We start from the raw sequence: 25,104 nt of genomic DNA, 5'->3' as shown, positions 1-25,104 counted from the left end.
CTCCCACATTGGCCCTGCGGCGCAGCTAATGGACAGTTACACTACCGCTCCCCAAAGGAGCCCGCATGACTTCCCTGCTAACCGACTGGCGCGACCGCCCCACCCACCGCCGCGTGTGGGCCCTCGCCGCGCCGATGATCCTGTCGAACATCTCCGTACCACTGGTAGCGCTGGTGGACAGCATGGTCATCGGCCACCTGCCCCACGCCCACCAACTCGGCGCCGTGGCCGTTGGCGCCAGCCTGTACACCTTCCTCGCCTGGGCCATGGGTTTCCTGCGCATGGGCTCCACCGGCTTTGCCGCCCAGGCCGCCGGGCGCGGTGACGGGGCCGCGCTGCGGCAGATTCTGTTGCAGGGGCTGTTGCTGGCGCTGGGCCTGGCCATAGTGCTCGGCAGCATCGGCATTCCGTTAAGCGGCCTGGTGCTGGACTGGATGCAGCCCTCGCCCGAACTGAACCAGCTGACCCGCGAATTCTTCCACACCCGGCTCTTCGGCCTGCCCGCAGCGCTGGCCAGCTATGCGCTGGTGGGCTGGTTCCTTGGCACCCAGAACGCCCGCGCGCCGCTGGCGATTCTGCTGACCACCAACCTCGTGAACATCGCGCTCAACCTGTGGTTCGTGCTGGGTCTGGATTGGGGTGTGGTCGGCTCGGCCCGCGCCTCGGTGATCGCCGAATGGACCGGCGCCCTCCTCGGCCTGGCCCTCACCCAAAAAGCCCTGCGCGCCTACCCTGGCCATATCGCCTGGGCCGCGCTCAAGCTGTGGCAAAGCTGGCGCCCACTGCTGGCGGTGAACCGCGATATCTTCATCCGCAGCCTGGCCCTGCAATCGGTGTTTTTCATGATCACCGTACAAGGCGCTCGCTTGGGGGATGCCACGGTGGCGGCGAATGCGCTGCTGCTCAATGGTCTGTTGCTGACGGCCCACGCCCTGGACGGACTGGCCCACGCCGTGGAAGCCTTGTGCGGCCACGCCATCGGCGCCCACGACCGCCAGGCCTTGCGCCGCTCGCTGGTGGTGGCCTGTGGTTGGTCGTTGCTGGCGAGTATCGGCTTCGCGATCCTGTTCGCCGTGTTCGGCCACCTGTTTATCGCCATGCAAACCGACATCCCGAGCGTGCGCGAAACCGCCGACATCTACCTGCCCTACCTCGCCGTACTGCCGTTGATCGCCGTGTGGAGCTACCTGCTGGACGGCCTGTTCATCGGCGCCACCCGCGCCCGGGAAATGCGCAACGGCATGCTGCTGACGGTGGTGATTGTGCTGCCCTTCGCCTGGGCCTTGCAGGGCCTTGGCAACCACGGATTGTGGATAACCTTCCTGCTGTTCATGGCCCTGCGCAGCCTGACGCTGTGGGCAATTGCCTGGCGCCTGAACAAGCAGGACCGCTGGCTTACTGGCCCGGCGTGAACGTGATAAACGCCGTGACCCGGTCCAGCACGGGCGCCAGCCAGCGCAGCGGCCGGGACATCGACGCCACCAATGTGGCGTGGCTGGTCTTGGTGAAGTAGAACTCCTCCACCGGCACACCCGCCGCTCGCAGCTTTTTCGCCAACCCGCCGGTGTTGCGCTTGGGGTTGACCAGGTTGTCGTCCACCGAAGCAATCAACAGGCTGGGGGGTGCGCTTTGGCTCACGTGGTTGATGGGTTGGGAATCGGGCGGCGAGTCCGGGTAGAAGAACACCGGGCGCACATCGCGGTTTTCAATCGGCAGAAAGTCATACGGCCCGGCGAGGCCGATCCATCCCTTGAAGACTGACGGCGACAGGCCAACCCCGGCCAGCCACTGCGGGTCCAGCGCCAGCATTGCGGCGTTGTACGCACCGGAACTGTGGCCCATCACATACAGCTTGCGGGGATCGCCGCCGTATTCGGCACTGTGCTGATACGCCCACGCGACTGCTTGGGCGCCGTCCTGCAAAAACAGTGGGTAGCGCACTTGCGGGTAAAGCCGGTAGTCGGCGATCACCACCACGATGCCGCGCGAGGCCAGGGCTTCGCCGACGAAACCGTAGTCATCCTTGGAGCCGCTGTTCCAGCTGCCGCCATAGAAAAACACCACGACGGGCGCGTCGGGCAAGGCGGTGACGGGGCGGTAGATATCGAGTTTCTGGCGGGGGTCATCGCCGTAGGCGAGGGAGGAGGTTTTGGTGAAGGTGCTGGTGGGGGTGAGTGCGTTGAGCACTTTGATCGGGGAGCAGGCTGCGAGCAGCGTCGCGATGGCCAGGGTGAACACTTGCAGGAGCTTTTTCGACATTATTCAGGCCCTATAAAAACTGCAGGACTTGCGGCGATCCAGTGTGGGAGCGGGCTTGCTCGCGAAGGCGGTGTATCAGTCTGCACATGTATCGACTGACACACCGCCTTCGCGAGCAAGCCCGCTCCCACACTGGATCTCTGTCACATTGAGATCTTTGTCAGCCTGGAAGCGGTGTGCTTAAGAGGACAGGTACGACGAACGCGTCAAACCAAGACGCAACGCATCCAGGAACTGAGTCCGCTCCGCCGCCGTGATCTTCGCGCTGGCGCACTTGTCACGGTAATGAGTCATCAACTCCTCCGGCGACAAGTGCACGTAGCGCAGCATGTCTTCGATGGTGTCGTGGGTCTCGATCCCGGCGCTGTACACCGAACCGTCGTCACGCTGGTAGATGTTCACCGAGTCGGTGTCACCGAACAGGTTGTGCATGTCGCCGAGAATTTCCTGGTAGGCACCCACCAGGAAGATCCCCAGCAGGTAGTCCTCGCCTTCTTTCACAGCGTGCACCGGCAAGCTGGTCTCGATGCTCTGCTCGTCGACGTATTGCTTGATCTTGCCGTCGGAGTCGCAGGTCAAATCCTGCAGCACCGCACGGCGCAGCGGCTCTTCGTCGAGGCGATGCAGCGGCAATATCGGCAGCACCTGGCCGATCGCCCAGGTGTCCGGCAGGCTCTGGAAGACCGAGAAGTTGCAGATGTATTTGTCGGCCAGCTTGTCGTTGAGTTCGTCCAGCACCTGGCGGTGGGAACGCTGGCGGGCTTTCAGCGAGTCGTGCAGGCGGCGGCAGACGGCGAAGTAGCATTGTTCAGCCAGGGCCTTCTCGGCCAGGGTGATCTTGCCGTCGGCGTACTGGGTTGCCACGTCGCTCATGTAGTGAGTGGCGCGCCAGTAGGTTTCGGTGACCATTTCAATGTCGGTCGGGCCCAGCAGGTCCACCAGCCATTGCACGGTTTCCGGCAGGCTTTCCTTGTTTTCGATCAGCGGCACGTCGTCGTTGTGCTTCTCGACGTCGGTGACTTGCACCACCAGCATGGCGTGGTGGGCGGTCAGGGAACGGCCGCTCTCGGAGAAGATGTTCGGGTGCGGCAGGCTCTGCGCGTCGCAGAATTCCTTGAGCATGCCCACGACCACGCCGGCGTAGTCGTCCATGTCGTAGTTGATCGAGCTGGCGTTACGCGAGTGGGTACCGTCGTAGTCCACGCCCAGGCCGCCGCCCACGTCGATGTGGTCTACCGGCAGGCCGAGGTTGCGCAGTTCGCCGTAGTAACGAATGGCTTCCTTGAACCCGTGCTGGTAGTCGGCCAGGTTGGCGATCTGCGAACCCATGTGGAAGTGCAGCAGGCGGATGCCCTGGTCCAGGCCCGCCGCGCGGAAGCGCTCGACCACCGACAACAATTGCGCCGCCGACAGACCGAATTTGGATTTCTCGCCACCGGTGTCTGCCCACTTGCTCGACGCCAGGGACGACAGGCGCACCCGCAGGCCCACCTGTGGCTTGACCTTGAGGTTGGCGGCTTCTTCGATCACCAGGCCGACTTCGGATTCTTTCTCGATCACGATGAACACGTTGTGGCCCAGCTTCTGGCCCATCAGCGCGAGGCGGATGAACTCACGGTCCTTGTAACCGTTGCAGACGATGGTGCCGCCTTTCGGGGCCAGGGCCAGCACGGCCAGCAGCTCGGGCTTGGAGCCGGCTTCCAGGCCAATGGACACGTCCTGGGTGGCGATGATGTTCTCGATCACCGCTTCCTGCTGGTTCACCTTGATCGGGTACAGCGCGGTGTATTTGCTCTGGTATTCCAGGCGCTCGATATTGGAGTCGAACGCGCCGGTCAGCTGGCGCACGCGGTCTTGCAGGATGTCGGGGAAGCGCACCAGCAACGGCAGGGACAGGCCGCTTTTGCGCAGCTCGTCGACTTGCTCGTACAGGTCCACAGGCGTGCTGTTCGGGCCGTTCGGACGGACTTCAACGCGACCGGCATCATTGATCGCGAAATACCCGGCCCCCCAATGGCGAATCCCGTAAACACTGCGGCTGTCCGCAACTGTCCATTGGCTGCCATCGTCTTTGCGTGTGCGTCGTACGGACATCGAAGTCCCCTATAAATGAAGTCGAAGTGCACCGGCCTGATCAGAGGCTGGCGCAGTCTAAAGAATGAAAATGACGATTTGCCTGTGAGAGGGGTAGACCCCACTTGCAGGACAGAGTTTAGACACCGGTCAGGAACAGGCTCTGTGAAAACCATGGGGACGACAGTTCGCGTTCAGCCAGCGGGCTATCGGGGTGGTTTTCACAGAGGCTGCTAGCCGCCGGATTTCTTCGCCTTGTAACCCAGCTTGATCAGCTCGGCCAACAGCAACTCGACGTGGTCGCCCTGGATCTCGATCACGCCGTCTTTCAGGGCGCCACCGGTGCCACAGCGCTTTTTCAGCGTGGTGGCCAGTTCCTTCAAGGCTTCTTCGGCCAGGGGCACACCAGTGATGGTGGTCACTGTCTTGCCGCCACGGCCCTTGCTCTCGCGACGAACGCGGGCAATACCATCGCCTTCGGGAATCAGGGTTGTTTTGCAGGTACAAGCGTCCACGGGCTGGCGACAGTCCGGGCAGTGTCGACCTGCGTCGGTGGAAAATACCAGGCCACCAAGGGCGGCGAAGGATGCGGCTTTTTTGGCCACCGGCAATCCTCTTGGGAGGACAAAGACTGATCGATGGGGTCATCGACCGCGAAGCCCCACTCAGGCAGGGGCAGCGCTACTGAGCCGCCGATGTTCAAACCACTGTAGGAGCGAGCTTGCTCGCGAAGGTCGTCAACGATAACGCGGGCCTTCAGACAGCACGCGTCGTGCTTACGTTTTTCGCGAGCAAGCTCGCTCCTACAGGGTGGAACAACAGCGGTTCAGCCTGAAAAGTCGCGCAGTGTAACGGCAAAAACGCCCCTTGCTAAGAGCCAAATCGCGCCAATTTATGCAACTTTAGCGACGCAGGGCCAAATAACGACGCAACCCTTCCTGGGCATCCGGGCAATAGGGCTTTTGCTCGGCCTCCTGAAGCACCGTCGCCAGGGGCAGAAAGCGCGCCTCCATGACTTCTTCCGGCTGGATTCGCAGCGGCCCGTCCCACACGGCCGAGAACGAGGTGCACCAGAGCCGGCTGTCGCCGTCTTCGAAGTAGAAGTGATCGTGGGCGGTCAGTTCGACGCCGCTGACACCCAGCTCCTCTTCCAGCTCACGGGCCGCCGACTCGGCATAGGACTCGTGGGCCGCCACCATTCCGCCCGCCGCCGTGTCCCAGAAACCCGGGTACATGGCTTTGCTCAGGGTGCGCCGGTGCACACACAGCTCACCGGCCGAGTTGAACAGGAAAATAAAGGTGCAGCGCCCGATCAGCCCGCGCCGGCGCAGATCGGAACGTACGAGGCTGCCGAGCAGGTTGTCCTGCTCGTCGACCCAGGCAATCAGTTCGGCGTCGGAGGCGGCGCGGTGCGCTGCCTCCCTGGTGGAAGCGTCCATCATCAACCCTGGTTCAGGAGCTGACGCAGGTCGATCACTGCAGCGTTGGCCCGGGAAATATAGTTGGCCATGACCAGCGAATGGTTGGCCAGGATGCCAAAGCCACTGCCGTTGAGAATCATCGGGCTCCATACCGGCTCTTGCGAAGCTTCCAGCTCACGAATGATCTGGCGCACGCTGACGGTGGCGTTCTTCTTGGCCAGCACATCGGCGAAGTCGACTTCAATGGCGCGCAGCAGGTGCGACAGGGCCCAGGCCTGGCCGCGGGCTTCGTAGAACACGTTGTCGATCTGCATCCACGGGGTTTCCACCACTTCTTCGTCGACCTGCGGCACTTCACCCGGCGCCAGCGCTTCGGTTTTCAGCGCGGTGTTGAGCTTGACCCGGCCCACACTGGCCGACAGCCGTTGCGACAGCGAACCCAGGCGAGTCGCCACATCACCCAGCCAGTTGTTGAGGTTGTCGGCACGTGCATAGAACAGCGCGCCTTTTTGATTCGGGTCGGACAAGCGCGCTTCGTAGCGGCTCAGGGAATTGATGCCTTCCTGGTATTCCGACTCGCTGGACGGCAGCACCCAGCTCTTGTTGTCGAAGTTGAAGCGCGGTTCGGCCTTGGCCAGGTCTGCGTCTTCCGCCGACTGCGACTGGGAGCGGGCGAAGTCCTTGCGCAGGGCACGGGTCAGGTCACGCACCTGCACCAGTACGCCGTACTCCCAGCTCGGCATGTTGTCCATCCACAGGCCCGGCGGGAAACGGTCGTTGGAAATGTAGCCACCCGGCTTGTTCAGCAGGGTGCCCACCACCGTCTTGAGGGTTTCGACGGTGGTAAAGCCCACCACCATCTGCTTGCCATCCTTCTCGGCGGCAATTTGCGCATTCTGCTGGACCGGGAACAACGCAGGCTCTTCGCTCCAGTACCAACCCAGGGCACCGGTGACCAACAGGTACAACGCAACCAGCGAGAGCAACGCGCGGCTCATCAGCAGGTTACGGAAATAGCTGCGGGGGGCCGACTTGGTTTCAGGGGCCGGGCCCTTTGCACTGCCTGCGCGGTTTTTCCAGTCCAGCATGGCGATATCCTTTCAATCACTTGAGTTCAATAGCTACGACCACAACCCTGCCCCATCGTGCCGAGCAGTGCGGCGCTTTTAGCCAGGGTGGCGCGAGTACGCGGTTCGACTATAAAGGATGCACGCTGTTTACGCCCGCGCGACTGCATGGTCGATAAATGAATCTCTGCGACCTTGCAGTTAATTGACGTATGACACTCGTGCAACGGAAAAGAGGTGCTAGCATAGAGCCATCAGTTCGACCTCAGCATGCAGCCTAACTAGTAGTCAGGATATGACCGAGCCAGAAGACCCCAGCCGTGAGCGTCTCAAGCACCATTTTGCCCAGCGGGTAATTCATCAGGCACGTCAAATTCTTGAGATCTGGCAGCGCCTGCAACGCAGCGAATGGTCGACCACTGACTTGTCCGAGCTCAGTGAGGCCAACCTGCGCCTGCTGCGTTTTGCCGAGCGCTTCGAGCAGCCGGAACACGGCCAGCTGGCGCACCAGATCGGCGCTTCACTCAAGGCGGTGGACGACAACCGCGGCCGCCTGAGCAGCCACCTGATCACCGAACTCAACCGTTTGATGCAGCGCCTGTCGCGCACCGGGCTGCGCCAGGGCGACCAGCTGGAACAAACCCTGCTGCCGCCGATGCGCAAGCCGATCTACGTGATGTTGGCCGATCACGACCGCGCCGACCGCCTGGCCAAGCAGCTGGAATTTTTCGGCTTGAGCGCCCAGTCCCTCGACAGCGTGGCGGCGTTTCGCTCATCCATGGCCGAGCGCTTGCCGGCGGCCATTGTGATGGATGTGGATTTCTGCGGCGCCGGCCTCGGCCTGAAGCTCGCCGCCGAAGCCCAGGAAGGCCTGGAGCAGAAGCTGCCACTGCTGTTTTTCAGCCTGCACGAAACCGACACCCCCACCCGCCTGGCCGCCGTGCGCGCCGGCGGCCAGGAGTTCCTCACTGGAACCCTGGAGGCGTCGAGCCTGCTGGAAAAAATCGAAGTACTGACCTGCGTCGCCCAGTACGAACCTTATAAAGTGCTGATCATCGACGACTCGCGGGCCCAGGCGATGCACACCGAGCGCCTGCTCAACAGCGCCGGCATCGTCACCCGCACCCTGATCGAACCGATCCAGGCCATGGCCGAGCTGGCGGACTTCCAGCCCGACCTGATCATCCTCGACATGTATATGCCGGCCTGCACCGGTACCGAGCTGGCCAAGGTGATCCGTCACAATGACCGCTACGTCAGCGTGCCGATCATCTACCTCTCGGCCGAAGACGACCTGGACAAGCAACTGGACGCCATGAGCGAAGGCGGCGACGACTTCCTCACCAAGCCGATCAAGCCGCGGCACCTGATCACCACCGTACGCAACCGCGCCGCGCGGGCACGCAACCTCAAGGCGCGGATGGTGCGCGACAGCCTCACCGGGCTGTACAACCACACCCACATCCTGCAACTGCTCGAAGACTGCAGCTTCCGCGCGCGCCGCGAGAGCAAGCCACTGAGTTTTGCGATGCTCGACATCGACCACTTCAAGCGGGTCAACGACAGCCACGGCCACCCCATGGGCGACCGGGTGATCAAGAGCCTCGCGCTGTTTCTCAAGCAGCGCCTGCGCAAGACCGACTATATAGGCCGTTACGGCGGCGAAGAATTTGCCATCGTGATGCCCGACACCGACCTCGACAGGGCTTGCCAAGTACTTGACGAGATTCGCGGGCGCTTCGCCGAGATTCACTATCCCGCCCAGCCCCAGGATTTGTGGTGCACGTTCAGTGCCGGCGTGGTGGAGCTGTGTGATGGCTCCGACAGCCTGATGATGGCGGCCCAGGCCGACGAGGCGCTGTACCGCGCCAAGGATGCCGGGCGTAACCGGGTGATGTCGGCGCGTGCATCAAAGCAAAGTGCCACCTTTTCACCGGAATCCACCGAATCCGTCATAACTCTGTAATGGAAACGCAATAACTTCAGGCACTTACTTCTGCTGTCGGTTGAAACCACGCATGCGCCTGAAGCTGCTGACGAATCTGAACACCCTCCTTCTGGTCGCCGTTTGCCTGGCCCTGGGCGCTACGCTCTGGTGGTCGCAACGTGCCCTGGAACGGCCTTACCTGCTGATGGAGCGCTACCTTGGCCTGTCGCAGACGTTCCAGAACCAGGCCGCGCGCAATATCGACGATTACCTCGCCAGCGGCGACGCCCTGCGCCTGAGCGGCGCCAGCCAGAGCCTGGAAAACCTGTTGCAGCAGCTGGATGAGTTACCCGCAGAGCTGGCGCAAAACCTGCGTCCCAGCCTTGCCGACCTGGACACCTTCGGCAAGACCGACCTGCTGGCCGCCGGTAAGCTGGCCGGCGACCCGCAAGCCCTGTTGCTGCAAGCCGAACGCGAACTCGGTGCCAACCTGGAGCAACTGAACCAGTACGCCAGCGGCGTCAGTACGCCCGAGGCGGCGCGCTATCTGCCGCCGTTGCTCGCTGCGTCCCAGCACCTGGCGAAACTCTCCCTGGCCCGGGAAAAGCTGGTGAGCAGCGGGCGCAGCGAACTGGCTGACGATGTGGAGCGCGAAGTCAGTAATATCCGCAGCCAGGCTGACGTGCTGGGGCAGCTGCCATTACTGGGGGTGACCGCCAGCAGCGAGTCCAGTACCGACGATTTCTCGGCCATGATGGGCCTGGAAAACACTGAAAAAACCGTGGCCCAGGACACCGGCGTCGACCTCAAGCGCGAACTCAACAGCCTGCTGACCCGCTACCCCGCCGAGCTGAAACGCACCCGCGAGCAAATCCAGCAACGCACCGAACTGGCCACCGCCACCCACCTGAAAATCAACGCCGTGCAGCAAGCCATCGCCGGGCTGGAGCCTGTGGTGCGCGCCCAGCACGCGCAGATCCAGGGCGAAGTGCGGCTGATGCAAGGCGTCATGATCGGCCTGATTTTGTTGATCGCGCTGTTGATCGACACCTTGCAACGGCGCCTGGCGCGGGTGCTGACCAACCTGGCGCCCGCCTTGTCCACCTGGGCCGAAGGCGACTTCAGCCAGCACATTGCCTTGGGCAAGACCAACCGCGAACTGCACGATATCGAGGAGTCCCTGAATCGCCTGCGTGCTTATCTGGTGGACCTGGTGGGCACCATCCGCGGCAACGCCGAGCAAGTGGCCGGCAGCAGCAGCGCCCTGGCGGAATTGAGCAGCGGCATGCACGACGGGGCCGAGCGCCAGGCCGGTGACACCGCGCAGATTCGCGATTCCCTGGGCGAACTGGAAGCCACGATCCAGCAGGTTGCCGGCGACGCCAGCCAGGCCGCCCAGGCCAGCCGCAGTGCAGGCCAAGCCGTGGAACAGGGCCAACGGGTGATCGGCCTGAGCCTGACCGGATTGCACGCCTTGGTCGGCGAAGTGCAGATCAATGCGCAGATGATCGAGAAACTCGCCGAGGAATCCGCAACCATCGGCGGCGTACTCACGGTGATTCGCTCGATTGCCGACCAGACCAACCTGCTGGCGCTGAACGCCGCCATCGAAGCCGCCCGGGCCGGTGAAGCCGGGCGCGGGTTCGCCGTGGTGGCCGATGAGGTGCGCACCCTGGCCCAGCGCACCGCTGGCGCCACCGCCGAAATCCAGCACCTGATCGTCGGCCTGCAAACCGCCGCCCGGCAATCGGTGGAAGGCATGCGTGCCCAGGTCGAACACGCCGAGGCCACTGCCGAACAAGCCCAGGCGGCTGACGGCGCGCTGGATGAAATCGTCGGGGCGATCCAGACCATTTCCGACACCGCCGTGCGGATCGCCGATGTGACGGCCCAGCAAAGTGGCGCCGTGAGTGAAATCCGCGATAACAGCGAGCGGATTCACCAGCTGGGCGAGGACAACTTGCTGCGAATTGGCCAGGGACGCCGCCAGGGCGAGCACTTATTGGTACTAGGCGGGCAACTCAACACCGCCGTGCAGGCATTCCGCGTCTGACCGGCTCTCCCGTCTTATGAAGATCAAAATGTGGGAGCGGGCTTGCTCGCGAAGGCGGCGCACCCGTCAACGCATGTGGCGGCTGAACCACCGCCATCGCAGGCAAGCCAGCTCCCACACTGACCGGATTCAGCCTTGCGGTCACATATTTTGCGCAATCCTCGCTAATCGTGCTGCCTACTGCATAGAACTGGACAGTCACAAAGCCTTTGCGGCATAGTCGCCGGGTTCTACCGTGCCCACATCAATAACAAGGAACAGCCGATGGCGACCTTACTGGTTCTTCACGGACCCAACCTGAACCTGCTCGGCACCCGCGAACCGGGCGTCTACGGGGCAGTGACCCTCGAACAGATCAACCTCGATCTGGAACGACGGGCACGTGATGCGGGCCACCATTTGCTCTACCTGCAAAGCAATGCCGAGTACGAACTGATTGATCGCATCCATGCCGCGCGCAGCGAAGGCGTGGACTTTATCCTGATCAATCCCGCCGCTTTTACGCACACAAGCGTTGCATTACGTGACGCGCTGCTGGCGGTGAGCATCCCATTCATCGAAGTGCATTTATCGAACGTGCACAAACGCGAACCTTTCCGCCATCACTCTTACTTCTCCGACGTTGCGGTAGGAGTGATCTGCGGCCTTGGCGCCAGCGGTTACCGACTGGCCCTGGAGGCCGCCCTGGAACAGCTTGAAGACACGGCCAAGCGCCCCTGACCGACCCTTTGGGAGTTGATGATTCATGGATATCCGTAAAGTTAAGAAACTGATCGAACTGCTGGAAGAATCCGGTATCGACGAGCTGGAGATCAAGGAAGGCGAGGAGTCCGTACGGATCAGCCGTCACAGCAAGACCCCGGCCCAACAGTTCTACGCACCACAGATGCAAGCGCCGGCTCCGGCCGCTGCACCCGTGGCGGCTGCTCCGGTCGCGGCTGCTGCCGAAGCCCCGGCGGCTCCAAAACTGAACGGTTTCGTGGTCAAGTCGCCAATGGTCGGTACCTTCTACCGCACCCCGGCACCGACCTCGCCAGCCTTCGTTGAAGTCGGCGCAACCGTGAAAGTGGGCGACACCATCTGCATCGTTGAAGCGATGAAGATGATGAACCACATCACGGCGGAAAAAGCCGGCGTCATCGAATCCATCCTGGTAGAAAACGGTCAGCCGGTTGAGTACGACCAGCCGCTGTTCACCATCGTTTGAACCGCGGAGCGCCTTCGATGTTGAAACCTGCGAAGAAACTGCAAAAAGTCCTGATCGCCAACCGCGGCGAGATCGCGCTGCGTATCCTGCGCGCCTGTAAGGAAGAGGGCATCAAGACCGTCGCTGTTTACTCGACGGCCGATACCGAATTGATGCACGTGAAACTGGCGGACGAAAGCATCTGCATCGGCCCGCCACTGGCCACGAACTCGTACCTGAAAGTCTCGAACATCATCGCCGCCGCTGAAGTGACCGGCGCTGATGGCATCCACCCCGGCTACGGCTTCCTCGCGGAAAACGCCGATTTCGCCGAACAGGTGGAGAAATCCGGGTTTGCCTTCATCGGCCCGAAAGCCGAAACCATTCGCCTGATGGGCGACAAGGTATCGGCCAAGGACGCCATGATCGCGGCCGGCGTACCTACCGTTCCAGGTTCCGACGGCCCGCTGCCTGAAGACGAGGCAACCGCCCTGCGCATTGGTCGCGAAGTCGGTTACCCGGTGATCATCAAGGCCGCCGGTGGCGGTGGTGGTCGCGGCATGCGCGTGGTGCACAAGGAAGAAGAACTGATCGAAGCCGCCAAGCAGACTCGCTCGGAAGCTGCCGCCTGGTTCGGCAACCCGATGGTCTACCTGGAAAAGTACCTGACCAACCCACGTCACGTGGAAGTGCAGGTACTGTCCGACGGCCAGGGCCACGCCATCCACCTGGGCGACCGCGATTGCTCGCTGCAACGCCGTCACCAGAAGGTACTGGAAGAGGCGCCGGCACCGGGCCTGGACGAAACAGCTCGCCAGGAAGTACTGGCTCGCTGCGTCAAGGCGTGCATCGACATCAACTACCGTGGCGCGGGCACTTTCGAGTTCCTGTACGAGAACGGCCGTTTCTACTTCATCGAGATGAACACTCGTGTGCAGGTAGAGCATCCGGTTTCGGAGATGGTCACCGGTATCGACATCGTCAAGGAGATGCTGAGCATCGCCGCTGGCAACAAGCTGTCGTTTACCCAGGATGATGTGAAGATCCACGGCCACTCCCTGGAGTGCCGGATCAACGCCGAAGACCCGAAAACCTTTATCCCAAGCCCTGGCCTGGTCAAGCATTTCCACGCGCCCGGCGGCAACGGCGTACGTGTGGATTCGCACCTGTACAGCGGCTACAAGGTTCCGTCCAACTACGACTCGCTGATCGGCAAGCTGATCACCTGGGGCGCCACCCGCGACGAGGCCATGGCCCGTATGCGCAACGCCCTGGACGAAATCGTGGTAGACGGCATCAAGACCAACATCCCGCTGCATCGGGACCTGGTCCGCGATGAAGGCTTCTGCGAAGGTGGTGTGAACATTCACTACCTGGAACACAAGCTGGCTAATCAGTAAGCGAAGTGCTCCACCCAACAAAGCCGCCTTCGGGCGGTTTTGTTGTTTCTGCCCACCCGATTTTTCTGGATGGATACATTCCCCTTGTGGGAGCGGGCTTGCTCGCGAATGCGGTGTGCCAGTCAACACATCCATTACTGACACACCGCATTCGCGAGCAAGCCCGCTCCCACATTTTGTTCTGTGTACACCAGCAGTACAGTCGTCTTCTGCTGTTCGCTCGCGTAAACTTGCGCGTCTTTCGCAGCCCTACCCCGCTGCACACTCATTTTTTCAAAGGTGCCCGCCATGCCTTGGCTGCAAGTCCGTCTCGCCATCAGCCCAGAACAAGCCGAAACCTACGAAGACGCGTTCCTCGAAGTGGGCGCCGTGTCGGTGACCTTCATGGACGCCGAAGACCAGCCGATCTTCGAACCCGAGCTCAACACCACCCCGCTGTGGTCCCACACCCATCTGCTGGCCCTGTTCGAAGACGGCACCGATTCCGCCAGCGTCCTGGCCCACATGGAACTACTCACCGGCGGCCCGCTGCCGGAACACCACAGCGAAATCATCGAAGACCAGGACTGGGAACGCAGCTGGATGGACAACTTCCAGCCAATGCGTTTTGGCCAGCGCCTGTGGATCGTGCCGAGCTGGCATGCCGCCCCCGAGCCTGACGCCGTGAACCTGCTGCTGGACCCGGGCCTGGCGTTCGGCACCGGCACCCACCCCACCACCGCGCTGTGCCTGGAATGGCTCGATGGCCAGGACCTGAAAGACTGCAACGTGCTGGACTTCGGCTGCGGTTCGGGGATCCTGGCGATCGCCGCCCTGCTGCTGGGCGCCAAGGAAGCGGTCGGCACCGATATCGACGTGCAAGCCCTGGAAGCCTCCCGCGATAACGCCGGGCGCAATAACATCGCTGAAGAGAAATTCCCGCTGTACCTGCCGGAGCAATTGCCCCAGGTGCAGGCCGACGTGCTGGTGGCCAATATCCTCGCCGGGCCACTGGTTTCCCTGGCGCCGCAGCTGTCGAGCCTGGTCAAGCCGGGCGGCCGCCTGGCGCTGTCGGGCATCCTCGCCGAACAGGGCGAAGATGTTGCCGCCGCCTACGCCCAGGATTTTGAGCTGGATCCGATCGCCAACCGCGATGGCTGGGTACGCATCAGTGGTCGTCGGCGCTAGAATGAGCGCCTGCATGAATCGGATGGCCGCATGACCGACAGTTTCGTCACCCAGTGCCCACACTGCCAAGCACGCTTTCGCGTCAACCACGCTCAATTGAGCGTGGCCCGTGGCGTGGTGCGCTGTGGGTCGTGCCTGCAAGTGTTCAATGCCGCTCGCCAACTGCTGGAGCAGCGCGCCAATGCGCCCGCGCCCCAGGCACCACCTGCGGCAGAGCCGCCGGCAGCCGTAGAACCGCCACCCCAAGCGCCGCGAGCCATCAGCCAGAAGCAATGGACCGCCGAAGAGCTGGACCTGGATAACCTGGACCTCGACGTAGAACTGGCCAAGCTGGAACGCCGCGAGATCCAGCACACCCAACCCGTGGGTGCCGACCGTCGCCAGCCCGGCGCCGATCGTCGGCAAAAGGAAGATGCCCTCAGCGCCAGCCGTGATACGGCCAAGGCCGAGGAAGAGCAATGGGCCTCCAGCCTGTTCAGCGAACCCCGGGATGAACGGGCCCAAGCCCCGCAAACGGTCGACGAGGAACCGCAACCGGCCAAGGCAAGCCCAGGCAAACCCAAGCGCACCGAACCGTCGATGTCGTTTGAAGCGGTCGAGCCGGACGACGAACCACCGCTGCACACAAGCACCACCGATGACGAACTCGACCCACCGGTAACCGCCGTAGCAGACGAGCCGGAACCCGAACAACCGGAACGCCCGCAGCCCAAACGCAAGCGCCCTCGCCCCGAGGCTGGCGCCCACGACGACCTGCTTTCGGACCTGGAAGACGACCCGCTGCACCTGTATTCCCGGAAGCGCTCCTCCGGCTGGGGCCGCCGTTTGTTCTGGGGCTTGCTGGTGCTGCTGGCCGCCGCCGGCCTGGCGGGACAATACGTCGCCTACCAATTCGACGACCTGGCACGCCAGGACGCCTACCGCCCATGGTTCCAGGAACTGTGCCCGAAATTGGGCTGCACCGTGCCATCCCGGGTCGATATCGCCCACATCAAGAGCAGCAACCTGGTGGTGCGCAGCCACCCGGAGTTTGCCGGTGCCCTGGTGGTAGACGCGATCATCTATAACCGCGCGACATTCTCCCAACCGTTCCCGCTGCTGGAGCTACGCTTTGCCGACATGAACGGGAATATGATCGCCAGCCGTCGCTTCAAACCCGCCGAATACCTCAGCGGCGAGTTGGCAGGCGTGACCGAGATGCCCTCCCAGACGCCGATCCACATTGCCCTGGACATCCTCGACCCGGGCAACAAAGCGGTGAATTACAGCCTGAGCTTCCACTCCCCCGAGTGAAACGGCTGCCTGGCCGGTGCTTGACGGCAGATTATTGACTGCATCGCCTTTGACCAAACCTGCGGCGATAAGAAAATAACTGCTCAGATTTTATCCAATTCAGCCTTTATCCAGTCATCGAGAGCGGGTATCATGCCAACCCTTTTTCGAACTCTAATGATCCGGCCCCACAACAGGGAAGTCCTATGTCGGCGGTACGCATCGGCCCATACACATTGCACAACGGCTTGATCCTCGCCCCGATGGCGGGCGTCACCGACCAGCCCTTTCGTCAGCTTTGCAAGCGTTTGGGCGCAGGGCTTGTAGTCTCGGAAATGGTCACCAGCGACATGAGCCTGTGGAACACCCGCAAATCGCGGATGCGCATGATCCACGAAGGTGATCCCGAGCCCCGCTCGGTACAGATCGCCGGCGGTGATGCGCAGATGCTGGCGGATGCGGCCCGGGCCAACGTGGAGTTGGGGGCGCAGATTATTGATATCAACATGGGTTGCCCGGCCAAGAAGGTCTGCAACAAGGCCGCAGGTTCTGCCCTGTTGAAGGATGAGCAGTTGGTGAGCGAGATCCTGCATGCCGTTGTCGCTGCAGTGGATGTGCCGGTCACCCTGAAGATCCGCACCGGTTGGGACCGGGACAACAAGAATGGCCTGACGGTGGCGAAGATCGCCGAGCAGGCGGGCATTACAGCGCTGGCGGTGCATGGCCGCACCCGCGCCGACCTTTACACCGGTGAAGCCGAGTACGACACCATTGCCGCGATCAAGCAGGCGGTGTCGATTCCCGTCTTTGCCAACGGCGACATCGACTCAGCCGAGAAAGCCCGGCGCGTGCTGCACGCGACCGGCGCCGATGGCCTGTTGATTGGCCGGGCTGCCCAGGGGCGGCCGTGGATTTTTCGTGAGATCGAGCATTTTCTGCGTACCGGCGAAACCTTGCCGGCACCGGAGCTGATCGAGGTGGAACGTATTCTGCTAGAGCATCTGGCCGCCCTGCACGCCTTCTACGGAGACGTGATGGGAGTACGCATTGCTCGCAAGCATGTGGGCTGGTATCTCGCAACCTTGCCGGGCGCCAGGGAGTTTCGCGCCCACTTCAATCGTTTGGATGATACGGAAGCACAGTGCGCCAACGTTCGCGAGTTCTTCTCCGAGCGTTACAAGAGCCTGGTGACAGGGGACGGAGAAGGGGTGGCCGCATGACGATGATGACCGAGACTTTAGTGAGTGGAACAACACCCGTGAGCGACAACGTCAATTTGAAACAGCACCTCAACACGCCGAGCGAAGAAGGCCAGACCCTTCGCGGGAGTGTCGAGAAGGCGCTGCACAATTATTTCGCCCACCTTGAGGGCGCTGCCGTCACGGACGTGTACAACCTGGTGCTCTCCGAAGTCGAAGCGCCGTTGCTCGAAAGCGTGATGAACTACGTCAAGGGCAACCAGACCAAGGCCAGTGAGCTGCTCGGTCTGAACCGTGGCACGCTGCGCAAGAAACTCAAGCAGTACGATTTGCTGTAAGCATTCAATCAAACCAGAAAGGCGCCCGCGTAAAAACGGACGCCTTTTTTGCTGACTCCTTTGCTTTTGATGGAAATTGAAATGACCGACCAGACTACCCGCCTGCCGATCCGCCGTGCCTTGATCAGTGTCTCCGACAAGACCGGGATCCTCGAATTTGCCCGGGAGCTGGAAGCCCTGGGCGTGGAGATTCTCTCCACCGGCGGGACCTTCAAACTGCTGCAGGACAACGGCGTGGCCGCAGTGGAAGTGGCGGACTACACCGGTTTCGCAGAAATGATGGACGGTCGGGTCAAGACCCTGCACCCGAAAATCCACGGCGGGATCCTCGGTCGTCGCGGTATCGACGACGCCATCATGAGCGAGCACGGCATCAAGCCGATCGACCTGGTGGCCGTTAACCTGTACCCGTTCGAAGCCACCATCAACAAGCCAGGCTGCGACCTGCCGACCGCCATCGAAAACATCGATATCGGCGGCCCGACCATGGTTCGCTCGGCAGCCAAGAACCACAAGGACGTGGCCATCGTGGTGAACGCCAGCGACTACGCCAACGTACTGGAAAGCCTGAAAGCCGGCGGCCTGACCTACGCCCAGCGCTTCGACCTGATGCTCAAGGCCTTCGAACACACCGCTGCCTACGACGGCATGATCGCCAACTACATGGGCACCGTAAACCAGGCCGCTGAAACCCTCAGCACAGAAGGTCGCAGCCAGTTCCCGCGCACCTTCAACAGCCAGTTCATCAAGGCCCAGGAAATGCGCTACGGCGAGAACCCGCACCAGAGCGCGGCGTTCTACGTCGAGGCCAAGCCTGCTGAAGTCGGCATCGCCACCGCGACCCAACTGCAAGGCAAAGAGCTGTCGTACAACAACGTGGCCGACACCGACGCCGCGCTGGAATGTGTGAAGAGCTTCGTCAAGCCAGCCTGCGTGATCGTCAAGCACGCCAACCCGTGCGGCGTGGCCGTGAGCCCGGACGCTGAAGGCGGTATCCGCCAGGCCTACGAACTGGCCTACGCCACCGACACCGAGTCGGCCTTCGGCGGCATCATCGCCTTCAACCGTGAGCTGGACGCCGAGACCGCCAAGGCGATCGTCGAGCGTCAGTTCGTTGAAGTGATCATCGCGCCATCCGTCAGTGAAGAGGCTCGCGCCATCGTTGCCGCCAAGGCCAATGTGCGCCTGCTGGCGTGCGGCGAGTGGTCGGCCGAGCGTGCCGCTGCCTGGGACTACAAGCGCGTCAACGGCGGCTTGCTGGTACAGAGCCGCGACATCGGCATGATCGGCAGCGCCGATTTGAAAGTGGTGACCAAGCGCGCCCCGACCGAACAGGAAATCAACGACCTGATCTTCGCCTGGAAAGTCGCCAAGTACGTTAAATCCAACGCCATCGTCTACGCCAAGAACCGCCAGACCATCGGTGTCGGCGCGGGCCAGATGAGCCGCGTGAATTCGGCACGCATCGCTGCGATCAAGGCAGAACATGCCGGCTTGCAGGTGCAGGGTTCGGTGATGGCGTCCGACGCATTCTTCCCGTTCCGTGATGGCCTGGACAACGCCGCGAAAGCCGGTGTTACCGCCGTGATCCAACCGGGCGGCTCGATGCGTGACGCAGAAGTGATTGCAGCGGCTGATGAAGCCGGCATTGCCATGGTCTTCACCGGCATGCGCCACTTCCGTCACTGATTGCTCGTTCCCACGCTCTGCGTGGGAATGCAGCCCGGGACGCTCCGCGTCCCAAAGCGTGACGCAGAGCGTCACAAGAGGCATTCCCACGCAGAGCGTGGGAACGGTCAGAATTCAGCGTCATCCGAGGTTTTTGAAATGAATGTTTTGATCATTGGCAGCGGTGGCCGTGAACACGCCCTGGCCTGGAAAGTTGCCCAGGACCCACGTGTCCAGAAAGTTTTCGTCGCCCCCGGCAACGCCGGTACCGCCATTGAAGCCAAGTGCGAAAACGTCGCCATCGACGTATTGGCCCTTGAGCAACTGGCGGACTTTGCCGAGAAAAACGTTTCCCTGACCATCGTCGGCCCGGAAGTGCCCTTGGTAGCCGGCGTTGTGGACCTGTTCCGCAGCCGTGGCCTGGACTGCTTCGGCCCAACCGCCGGCGCTGCCCAGCTGGAAGGCTCGAAAGCCTTCACCAAGGATTTTCTGGCGCGCCACAAGATCCCGACCGCCGACTACCAGAACTTCACCGAGATCGAGCCGGCCCTGGCCTACCTGCGTGAAGTCGGTGCACCGATCGTGATCAAGGCCGACGGCCTGGCCGCCGGTAAAGGCGTGATCGTCGCAATGACCCTGGCTGAAGCCGAAGACGCCGTGCGCGACATGCTCGCCGGCAACGCTTTCGGTGAAGCCGGTTCGCGCGTAGTGATCGAAGAGTTCCTCGACGGCGAAGAAGCCAGCTTCATCGTGATGGTCGACGGCAAGAACGTCTTGCCGATGGCCACCAGCCAGGACCACAAACGTGTGGGCGACGGCGACAGCGGCCCGAACACCGGCGGCATGGGTGCCTACTCCCCGGCGCCAGTGGTAACCGCCGAAGTGCACAAGCGCGTGATGGACCTGGTGATCTGGCCAACCGTGCGCGGCATGGCCGACGAAGGCAATGTGTACACCGGTTTCCTGTACGCCGGCTTGATGATCGACAAGGCCGGTAACCCGAAAGTCATCGAGTTCAACTGCCGCTTCGGCGACCCGGAAACCCAACCGGTGATGCTGCGCCTGCAATCGAGCCTGGTGCTGTTGGTTGAAGCTGCGCTGGCCCAGGCCCTGGACAAGGTCGAAGCCCAGTGGGACCCGCGCCCGAGCGTCGGCATCGTGCTGGCCGCCGGCGGCTACCCGGCCGACTACGCCAAGGGCGATGTGATTGAAGGTCTGGACGCGGCTGCTACGCTGGAAGGCAAGGTGTTCCACGCGGGCACCGCGCTCAAGGATGGCAAGGTCGTCACCGCCGGTGGTCGCGTACTGTGCGCAACCGCCATGGGCAGCAGCGTAGATGCCGCCCAGCAACAGGCTTACAAGCTGGCGGCGAAGATCGACTGGAAAGGCTGCTTCTACCGCACCGACATTGGCTACCGCGCCATTGCCCGTGAGCGTGGCGAAAGTCAGTAAACAGCTATCCGTTCGGTTAGGCAGGGGCCTCTGGCCCTTGCCCTACGCTTGTGGCCCCGCGCATAGTTATACCCATGCATCAACCTACGAAGGGATTTCGCCGTGCGCTGGCTCAGGATCGCCATAGGTTTCACTGTCAGTCTGCTGACCTTGCTCTGCTTGCTCCCGGCCCAGGCCGCCGCACAAGGCAGTGGCTGGGCAGTATTGCTTGATGAACAGGCCGATCTGCAACTGAGCGATATCCGCTCGCCCCGCTACATCAATCAATTCAGCCCCATCGAACTGGACCGGATTACCGCCGCGCAACCGGACGGTGCGTTGTGGGTACGCTTCAGGCTGCAACCCGGCAAACACGAGCAAGTGCTGCGGGTATTCGCCCCTGACCTGTCACACCTGAACCTGTATGTACTCGACGGCGACACCCTGGTGGAGCAGGAAGCTACCGGCACCCGCCAGCCCCAGGCCGAGCGCCCGCTGCCCAGCAGCGACTTCATGCTGCCGATGCCGCAAAGCCAGAAGCCGCTGGACGTGTATCTGCGCATGGTCTCGGAACACGAGCTGCGCCCCTACATCACCCTTGAGCCGGCCGTGCTGGCTGCGGCCAACCAGAACCAGACGCTGATCTACGGGCTGCTGTTCGGTTGCCTGGTGATGCTGATCCTGCACAACCTCACCCGCTACGCCTACCATCGCTCCCGCAGCAGCCTGTGGCTCGCCGCCTGCGAATTGCTGTTGCTGCTCAGCCTTGCGCTGCTGCTCAACGTGCTGGGCCCGTGGTTGCCGAACTGGCACGCGGTACAAACCCCCGGTGCCTACCTCGCCCTGCTGCTGACCGCGCCGTGCGGGCTGATGTTTGCCTACCGCTTCTTTGCGCCACTGGGCCCGCATCCGCTGAACAAGCTGTTGATGGCCGACATCCTGCTGATCGTCCTGACCGGCCTGTTGCTGCTGTTCGTCAACACCTTGCCCCTGAACATCATCACCTACGCCCTGGTGGCGCTGGCCGGCCTGAGCATGTTGTTCGTCTCGGCCTATCACTGGCAAAAGGGCTACCGCCCGGCGCGCCTGTTCATGCTGGCGATGGTGATCTTCAACATCGGCACGCTGATTATTCTCCCGGCCTTGCTGGGCCTGACGCTGGTGCCGCCACAAGGCTTGATCATCACCCTGCTCGGCTTTATCTGCCTCAGTGGCCTGTTGATGAGCCTGGCCCTGGGCGAACGCCAGCGCGCCATCACCGAAGACAACTTCAGCCTCAGCCGCGACCTGGCGGCCAGCAACGCCGAAATCGCCGCCAAGGCCGAATTCCTGGCGAAGATCAGCCACGAAATTCGCACCCCCATGAACGGCGTGCTGGGCATGACCGAACTGCTGCTGGGCACCCCGCTTTCAGTCAAGCAACGCGACTACGTGCAAACCATCCACAGCGCCGGCAACGAACTGCTCACCCTGATCAACGAGATTCTCGACATCTCCAAGCTGGAATCCGGGCAGATCGAATTGGACGATGTGCAGTTCGACCTCAACGCGCTGATCGAAGACTGCCTGAGTATTTTCCGCGCCAAGGCCGAGCAGCAGAACGTCGAGCTGATCAGCTTTATCCAGCCCCAGGTACCCCGGGTGATCAGCGGCGACCCGACGCGGCTGCGCCAGGCACTGTTGAGCCTGCTGGAAAATGCCCTGCAAAAAACCGATGAAGGCGAAGTACTGATCGTCGTCGCACTGGACGAGCGCAGCAGCAAACCGCGCCTGCGCATTGCCGTGCAAGACAGCGGCCTGCCGATGGAACCCGCCGAGCGCGACGCCCTGCTGCACAGCGAGTTGCACAGCAAGAACTTCCTCTCTGCCACCCGCCTGAGCGGCCATCTGGGCCTGGTCATTGCCCGCCAGCTGATCCTGTTGATGAACGGCGAATTCGGCATCAAGAGTGGCAGCCAGCAAGGCAGCACCCTGTGGCTGACCTTGCCGCTGGACCCGGAACGCCTGGAGCACCCGACCTCCGACCTCGACGGCCCGCTCAAGGGCGCGCGCGTGCTGGTGGTGGACGACAACGACACCTGCCGCAAAGTGCTGGTGCAGCAATGCACGGCCTGGGGCCTGAACGTGAGTGCCGTGCCTTCGGGCAAGGAAGCCCTGGCGCTGCTGCGCACCAAGGCGCACCTGCGGGACTATTTTGACGTGGTGCTGCTGGACCAGAACATGCCCGGCATGACCGGCATGCAACTGGCGGCGAAGATCAAGGAAGACCCGAGCCTGAACCACGACATCCTGCTGATCATGCTCACCGGCATCAGCAATGCGCCGAGCAAGATCATCGCGCGCAACTGCGGGATCAAGCGCATCCTCGCCAAACCCGTGGCCGGCTATACCCTCAAGACCACCCTTGCCGATGAATTGACCCAGCGCAGCAAGGGCTCCGTGCAACCACGCCAGCCGGCGATCAGCGCGCCGGCCCCGGTGACCGTGCCAAGTGATTTCCGGATCCTGGTGGCGGAGGACAACAGCATCTCCACCAAGGTGATTCGCGGCATGCTCGGCAAGCTCAACCTGCTGCCGGACACCGCCAGCAACGGCGAAGAAGCCCTGCAGGCAATGAAGGCCCAGCGCTACGACCTGGTGTTGATGGACTGTGAAATGCCGATCCTCGACGGCTTCTCCGCCACCCAGCAACTGCGCGCGTGGGAAGTCAGCAACCAGCGGATTCGTACGCCAATCGTGGCACTCACCGCGCACATTCTTTCGGAACATAAAGAGCGTGCACGCCAGGCCGGGATGGACGGGCACATGGCCAAGCCGGTGGAGTTGTCGCAATTGCGCGAGCTGGTGGAGTACTGGGTGGCACAGCGCCAACAGCGGCCAGAGCACGCACCTACCTGACCTGAAATACGCTCTCCCTGTGGGAGCTGGCTTGCCTGCGATAGCGGTGCATCAGACACCTGATTTTTTGGCTGATACACCGTCATCGCAGGCAAGCCAGCTCCCACATTTGTTCCGTGGCGCCTGATAGACTCCCCACTCGTCCCCGCCGCGAGCCGCGCCCATGCTCCATGTGCTATTCAGCGTTTACCTGAAGATGCTGGTGCTCTACAGCCCCTTCTTCGTGCTCTCCTGCTTTATCAGCCTGACTCGCGGTTACTCCAGCAAGGAGCGGCGGCGCCTGGCCTGGAAGGTGGCCCTCGCCACCTTGGTATCCAGCGTGTTGCTCTACCTGTTCGGCCGGGTGATTTTCAGTGTGTTCGGCATCACCGTCGACGCCTTCCGCATCGGCGCCGGCAGTGTGCTGTTCATCTCGGCCCTGGGCATGGCCCAGGGCAAGTCAGCGGCGCAGACCGACAACGTGCAGCAGGACGTGACCATCGTGCCGCTGACCATTCCCCTGACCGTCGGCCCCGGCACCATCGGTGCGCTGCTGGTGATGGGCGTCAGCCAGCCGCACTGGGACGACAAGATCACCGCGATCCTCAGTATCGCCCTGGCCAGCCTGACGGTGGGCGTGGTGCTGTACCTGTCCAACCGTATCGAACGCATCCTCGGCGACCAGGGCTTGCAGATTGTCAGCCGGTTGATGGGGCTGTTCGTGTGCGCCCTGGCCGCACAAATCATCTTCACCGGTGTACGCGGTTACCTGGTGCCGTAGATCAAATCCTGTAGTTGGCGATAGCCAGGCGGACCTTGTCCCCTGCGCTGTCCCGCAGCAGTTGAATCGTGTCTTCGTTGACCACCGAGCTGTTCAGCACCAGGCACGTGCGGCCACTGAAGGCCTCGACGGATGCACTGTCCCACTCCAGAAACGGTATGCCCAGTTGCTTGCTGACGCCGTGGGAGCTGTACGTCACCAGCACCATCGAAACTTCCCCGGCGATTTCCGAGCAGGACGCCAAGCCGAAATCGCCACCGTCACGCGTGGTGGTATTTCGCTTGAATAACTCAAATGAGGCCGGGAGCTGCTTCAAGGCTTCAACCGCCTCCGCCACCCGTTTGGGCAATACACTGATCAGCGGCCCCGACAGAAACGTCGAGGCCACGGTGGCCGCCATCAGGTTCAGCGCCGCCAGCTGTACCGACAGCCCCTTGCGAGAGGTGTACACCCGCTCGAAACTGCTCCTGACCGGCATCCAGCCGAGGCTGCTCATGACCTTGATGAATTCGTTGTACCAGGCCTCTGTGCCCCGGGCGACCCGCAGCACATCGCTGACGTAGCTGCTCGCCAGCAAATAGCTTTTGCGGGTGTACTCCTTGTTGAGGCTGGTCATGCCTTGCACAAACGACATGACGCTGTTGTTCACCACCGCCGCGTCCAGCTCATCATCCGCCTCGGGCTTCACCGGCGCGCTCAACCCCGACGCCAGGCCGGGCGCGCCCGGAAGCCGGTAAGCGGCAATCAGCTTCCTCCTTTTTGCGCTGTTGATCCGTTTGTTGTTTCGCTCCATAGCCATTTCTCCATAACCCCCAACATGGGGCTCAACGCCAACACTAGTCGACTTGCCGGGGATTTTGAGCTGCTGGAAATTGACCACGGGACGCGCCACGACCCGCAGGAAAAATCACTGCAGGCGGCGCAGCTGAGTAAACGCTGGGGATGAGGCGGCGGCACACAAAAGCGCCGTGCTTTTCTTCAAGCC

At 62.3% G+C, this 25,104-nt stretch carries 19 protein-coding genes and 1 pseudogene; 14 read left to right on the top strand and 6 right to left on the bottom strand.

Translation table 11 applies throughout. The features are described from left to right. Positions 1-65 precede the first annotated feature (65 nt). Positions 66-1,412, top strand: a complete 1,347-nt coding sequence (locus HYE77_RS19540) for an MATE family efflux transporter (RefSeq protein ID WP_003217292.1) — start codon at positions 66-68, stop codon at positions 1,410-1,412. On the opposite strand, the gene HYE77_RS19535 is transcribed toward HYE77_RS19540, so the two are convergent. The 5 genes from HYE77_RS19535 to HYE77_RS19515 all read right to left on the bottom strand — a co-directional run bounded on the left by HYE77_RS19535 (position 1,396) and on the right by HYE77_RS19515 (position 6,841). Next, the gene (locus HYE77_RS19535; RefSeq protein ID WP_134325668.1) at positions 1,396-2,259 is read right to left on the bottom strand and encodes an alpha/beta hydrolase; all 864 of its coding nucleotides are present in this window, start codon (positions 2,257-2,259) and stop codon (positions 1,396-1,398) included. The genes HYE77_RS19540 and HYE77_RS19535 overlap by 17 nt on opposite strands. Before the next feature lie 180 nt (positions 2,260-2,439). Beyond that, on the bottom strand, positions 2,440-4,353 hold the full coding sequence (gene speA, locus HYE77_RS19530; RefSeq protein ID WP_003217295.1) for an arginine decarboxylase: 1,914 nt from the start codon (positions 4,351-4,353) through the stop codon (positions 2,440-2,442). A 212-nt stretch (positions 4,354-4,565) separates the two neighbouring features. After that, on the bottom strand, positions 4,566-4,937 hold the full coding sequence (locus tag HYE77_RS19525; RefSeq protein WP_003217297.1) for a translation initiation factor Sui1: 372 nt from the start codon (positions 4,935-4,937) through the stop codon (positions 4,566-4,568). Positions 4,938-5,234: 297 nt separating this feature from the next. Further along, positions 5,235-5,771 carry an NUDIX hydrolase gene (locus HYE77_RS19520; RefSeq protein ID WP_008439015.1) on the bottom strand — a complete coding sequence of 179 codons (537 nt, stop codon included), beginning with the start codon at positions 5,769-5,771 and terminating at the stop codon, positions 5,235-5,237. Between the two features lie 2 nt (positions 5,772-5,773). After that, entirely contained in the window at positions 5,774-6,841 is a 1,068-nt protein-coding gene (locus HYE77_RS19515; RefSeq protein ID WP_003217301.1) for a DUF2333 family protein, read from the bottom strand. Between the two features lie 274 nt (positions 6,842-7,115). Here HYE77_RS19515 and HYE77_RS19510 point away from each other — a divergent pair, with 274 nt between their 5' ends. The 13 genes and pseudogenes from HYE77_RS19510 to HYE77_RS19450 all read left to right on the top strand — a co-directional run bounded on the left by HYE77_RS19510 (position 7,116) and on the right by HYE77_RS19450 (position 24,119). Next, complete coding sequence (locus HYE77_RS19510) at positions 7,116-8,786, top strand: PleD family two-component system response regulator (protein WP_008439016.1); 1,671 nt, start codon at positions 7,116-7,118, stop codon at positions 8,784-8,786. 1,519 nt (positions 8,787-10,305) lie between these two features. After that, positions 10,306-10,800 (top strand): annotated as a pseudogene (locus tag HYE77_RS32985) (methyl-accepting chemotaxis protein); the annotation flags it as partial. Between the two features lie 264 nt (positions 10,801-11,064). After that, positions 11,065-11,520 carry a type II 3-dehydroquinate dehydratase gene (gene aroQ / locus HYE77_RS19500; protein ID WP_003217307.1) on the top strand — a complete coding sequence of 152 codons (456 nt, stop codon included), beginning with the start codon at positions 11,065-11,067 and terminating at the stop codon, positions 11,518-11,520. A gap of 25 nt (positions 11,521-11,545) precedes the next feature. Next, positions 11,546-12,007 carry an acetyl-CoA carboxylase biotin carboxyl carrier protein gene (gene accB / locus HYE77_RS19495; RefSeq protein WP_003217309.1) on the top strand — a complete coding sequence of 154 codons (462 nt, stop codon included), beginning with the start codon at positions 11,546-11,548 and terminating at the stop codon, positions 12,005-12,007. Positions 12,008-12,024: 17 nt separating this feature from the next. Next, a complete protein-coding gene (accC, locus tag HYE77_RS19490) occupies positions 12,025-13,386 on the top strand; it encodes an acetyl-CoA carboxylase biotin carboxylase subunit (protein WP_003217312.1) in 1,362 nt (453 codons plus the stop codon). 288 nt (positions 13,387-13,674) lie between these two features. After that, a complete protein-coding gene (prmA, locus tag HYE77_RS19485; RefSeq protein ID WP_177069145.1) occupies positions 13,675-14,553 on the top strand; it encodes a 50S ribosomal protein L11 methyltransferase in 879 nt (292 codons plus the stop codon). 30 nt (positions 14,554-14,583) lie between these two features. Then, complete coding sequence (locus HYE77_RS19480; protein ID WP_102368012.1) at positions 14,584-15,846, top strand: DUF3426 domain-containing protein; 1,263 nt, start codon at positions 14,584-14,586, stop codon at positions 15,844-15,846. Positions 15,847-16,031: 185 nt separating this feature from the next. Next, on the top strand, positions 16,032-17,045 hold the full coding sequence (gene dusB, locus HYE77_RS19475; RefSeq protein ID WP_003217321.1) for a tRNA dihydrouridine synthase DusB: 1,014 nt from the start codon (positions 16,032-16,034) through the stop codon (positions 17,043-17,045). Then, complete coding sequence (gene fis, locus HYE77_RS19470; protein WP_003186237.1) at positions 17,042-17,362, top strand: DNA-binding transcriptional regulator Fis; 321 nt, start codon at positions 17,042-17,044, stop codon at positions 17,360-17,362. Before dusB ends, fis begins: the two co-directional genes overlap by 4 nt. Before the next feature lie 81 nt (positions 17,363-17,443). Next, on the top strand, positions 17,444-19,051 hold the full coding sequence (gene purH, locus HYE77_RS19465) for a bifunctional phosphoribosylaminoimidazolecarboxamide formyltransferase/IMP cyclohydrolase (protein ID WP_003217323.1): 1,608 nt from the start codon (positions 17,444-17,446) through the stop codon (positions 19,049-19,051). Positions 19,052-19,189: 138 nt separating this feature from the next. Further along, complete coding sequence (gene purD / locus HYE77_RS19460) at positions 19,190-20,482, top strand: phosphoribosylamine--glycine ligase (protein ID WP_003217326.1); 1,293 nt, start codon at positions 19,190-19,192, stop codon at positions 20,480-20,482. 102 nt (positions 20,483-20,584) lie between these two features. After that, the gene (locus tag HYE77_RS19455; protein WP_177028629.1) at positions 20,585-23,359 is read left to right on the top strand and encodes a hybrid sensor histidine kinase/response regulator; all 2,775 of its coding nucleotides are present in this window, start codon (positions 20,585-20,587) and stop codon (positions 23,357-23,359) included. Positions 23,360-23,522: 163 nt separating this feature from the next. Continuing rightward, complete coding sequence (locus tag HYE77_RS19450; protein WP_177028630.1) at positions 23,523-24,119, top strand: MarC family protein; 597 nt, start codon at positions 23,523-23,525, stop codon at positions 24,117-24,119. Between the two features lies 1 nt (position 24,120). Here the strand turns inward: HYE77_RS19450 and HYE77_RS19445 are convergent, their stop codons facing one another. Continuing rightward, positions 24,121-24,912, bottom strand: a complete 792-nt coding sequence (locus HYE77_RS19445) for a hypothetical protein (protein ID WP_102606174.1) — start codon at positions 24,910-24,912, stop codon at positions 24,121-24,123. Positions 24,913-25,104: the final 192 nt, after the last annotated feature.

The organism is Pseudomonas sp. IPO3774 (assembly GCF_013386835.1).
In the GTDB taxonomy this organism is placed as follows: domain Bacteria; phylum Pseudomonadota; class Gammaproteobacteria; order Pseudomonadales; family Pseudomonadaceae; genus Aquipseudomonas.
The sequence above is the reverse complement of the archived record's forward strand: the minus strand, read 5'-3'. Positions and strand labels throughout refer to the sequence as shown.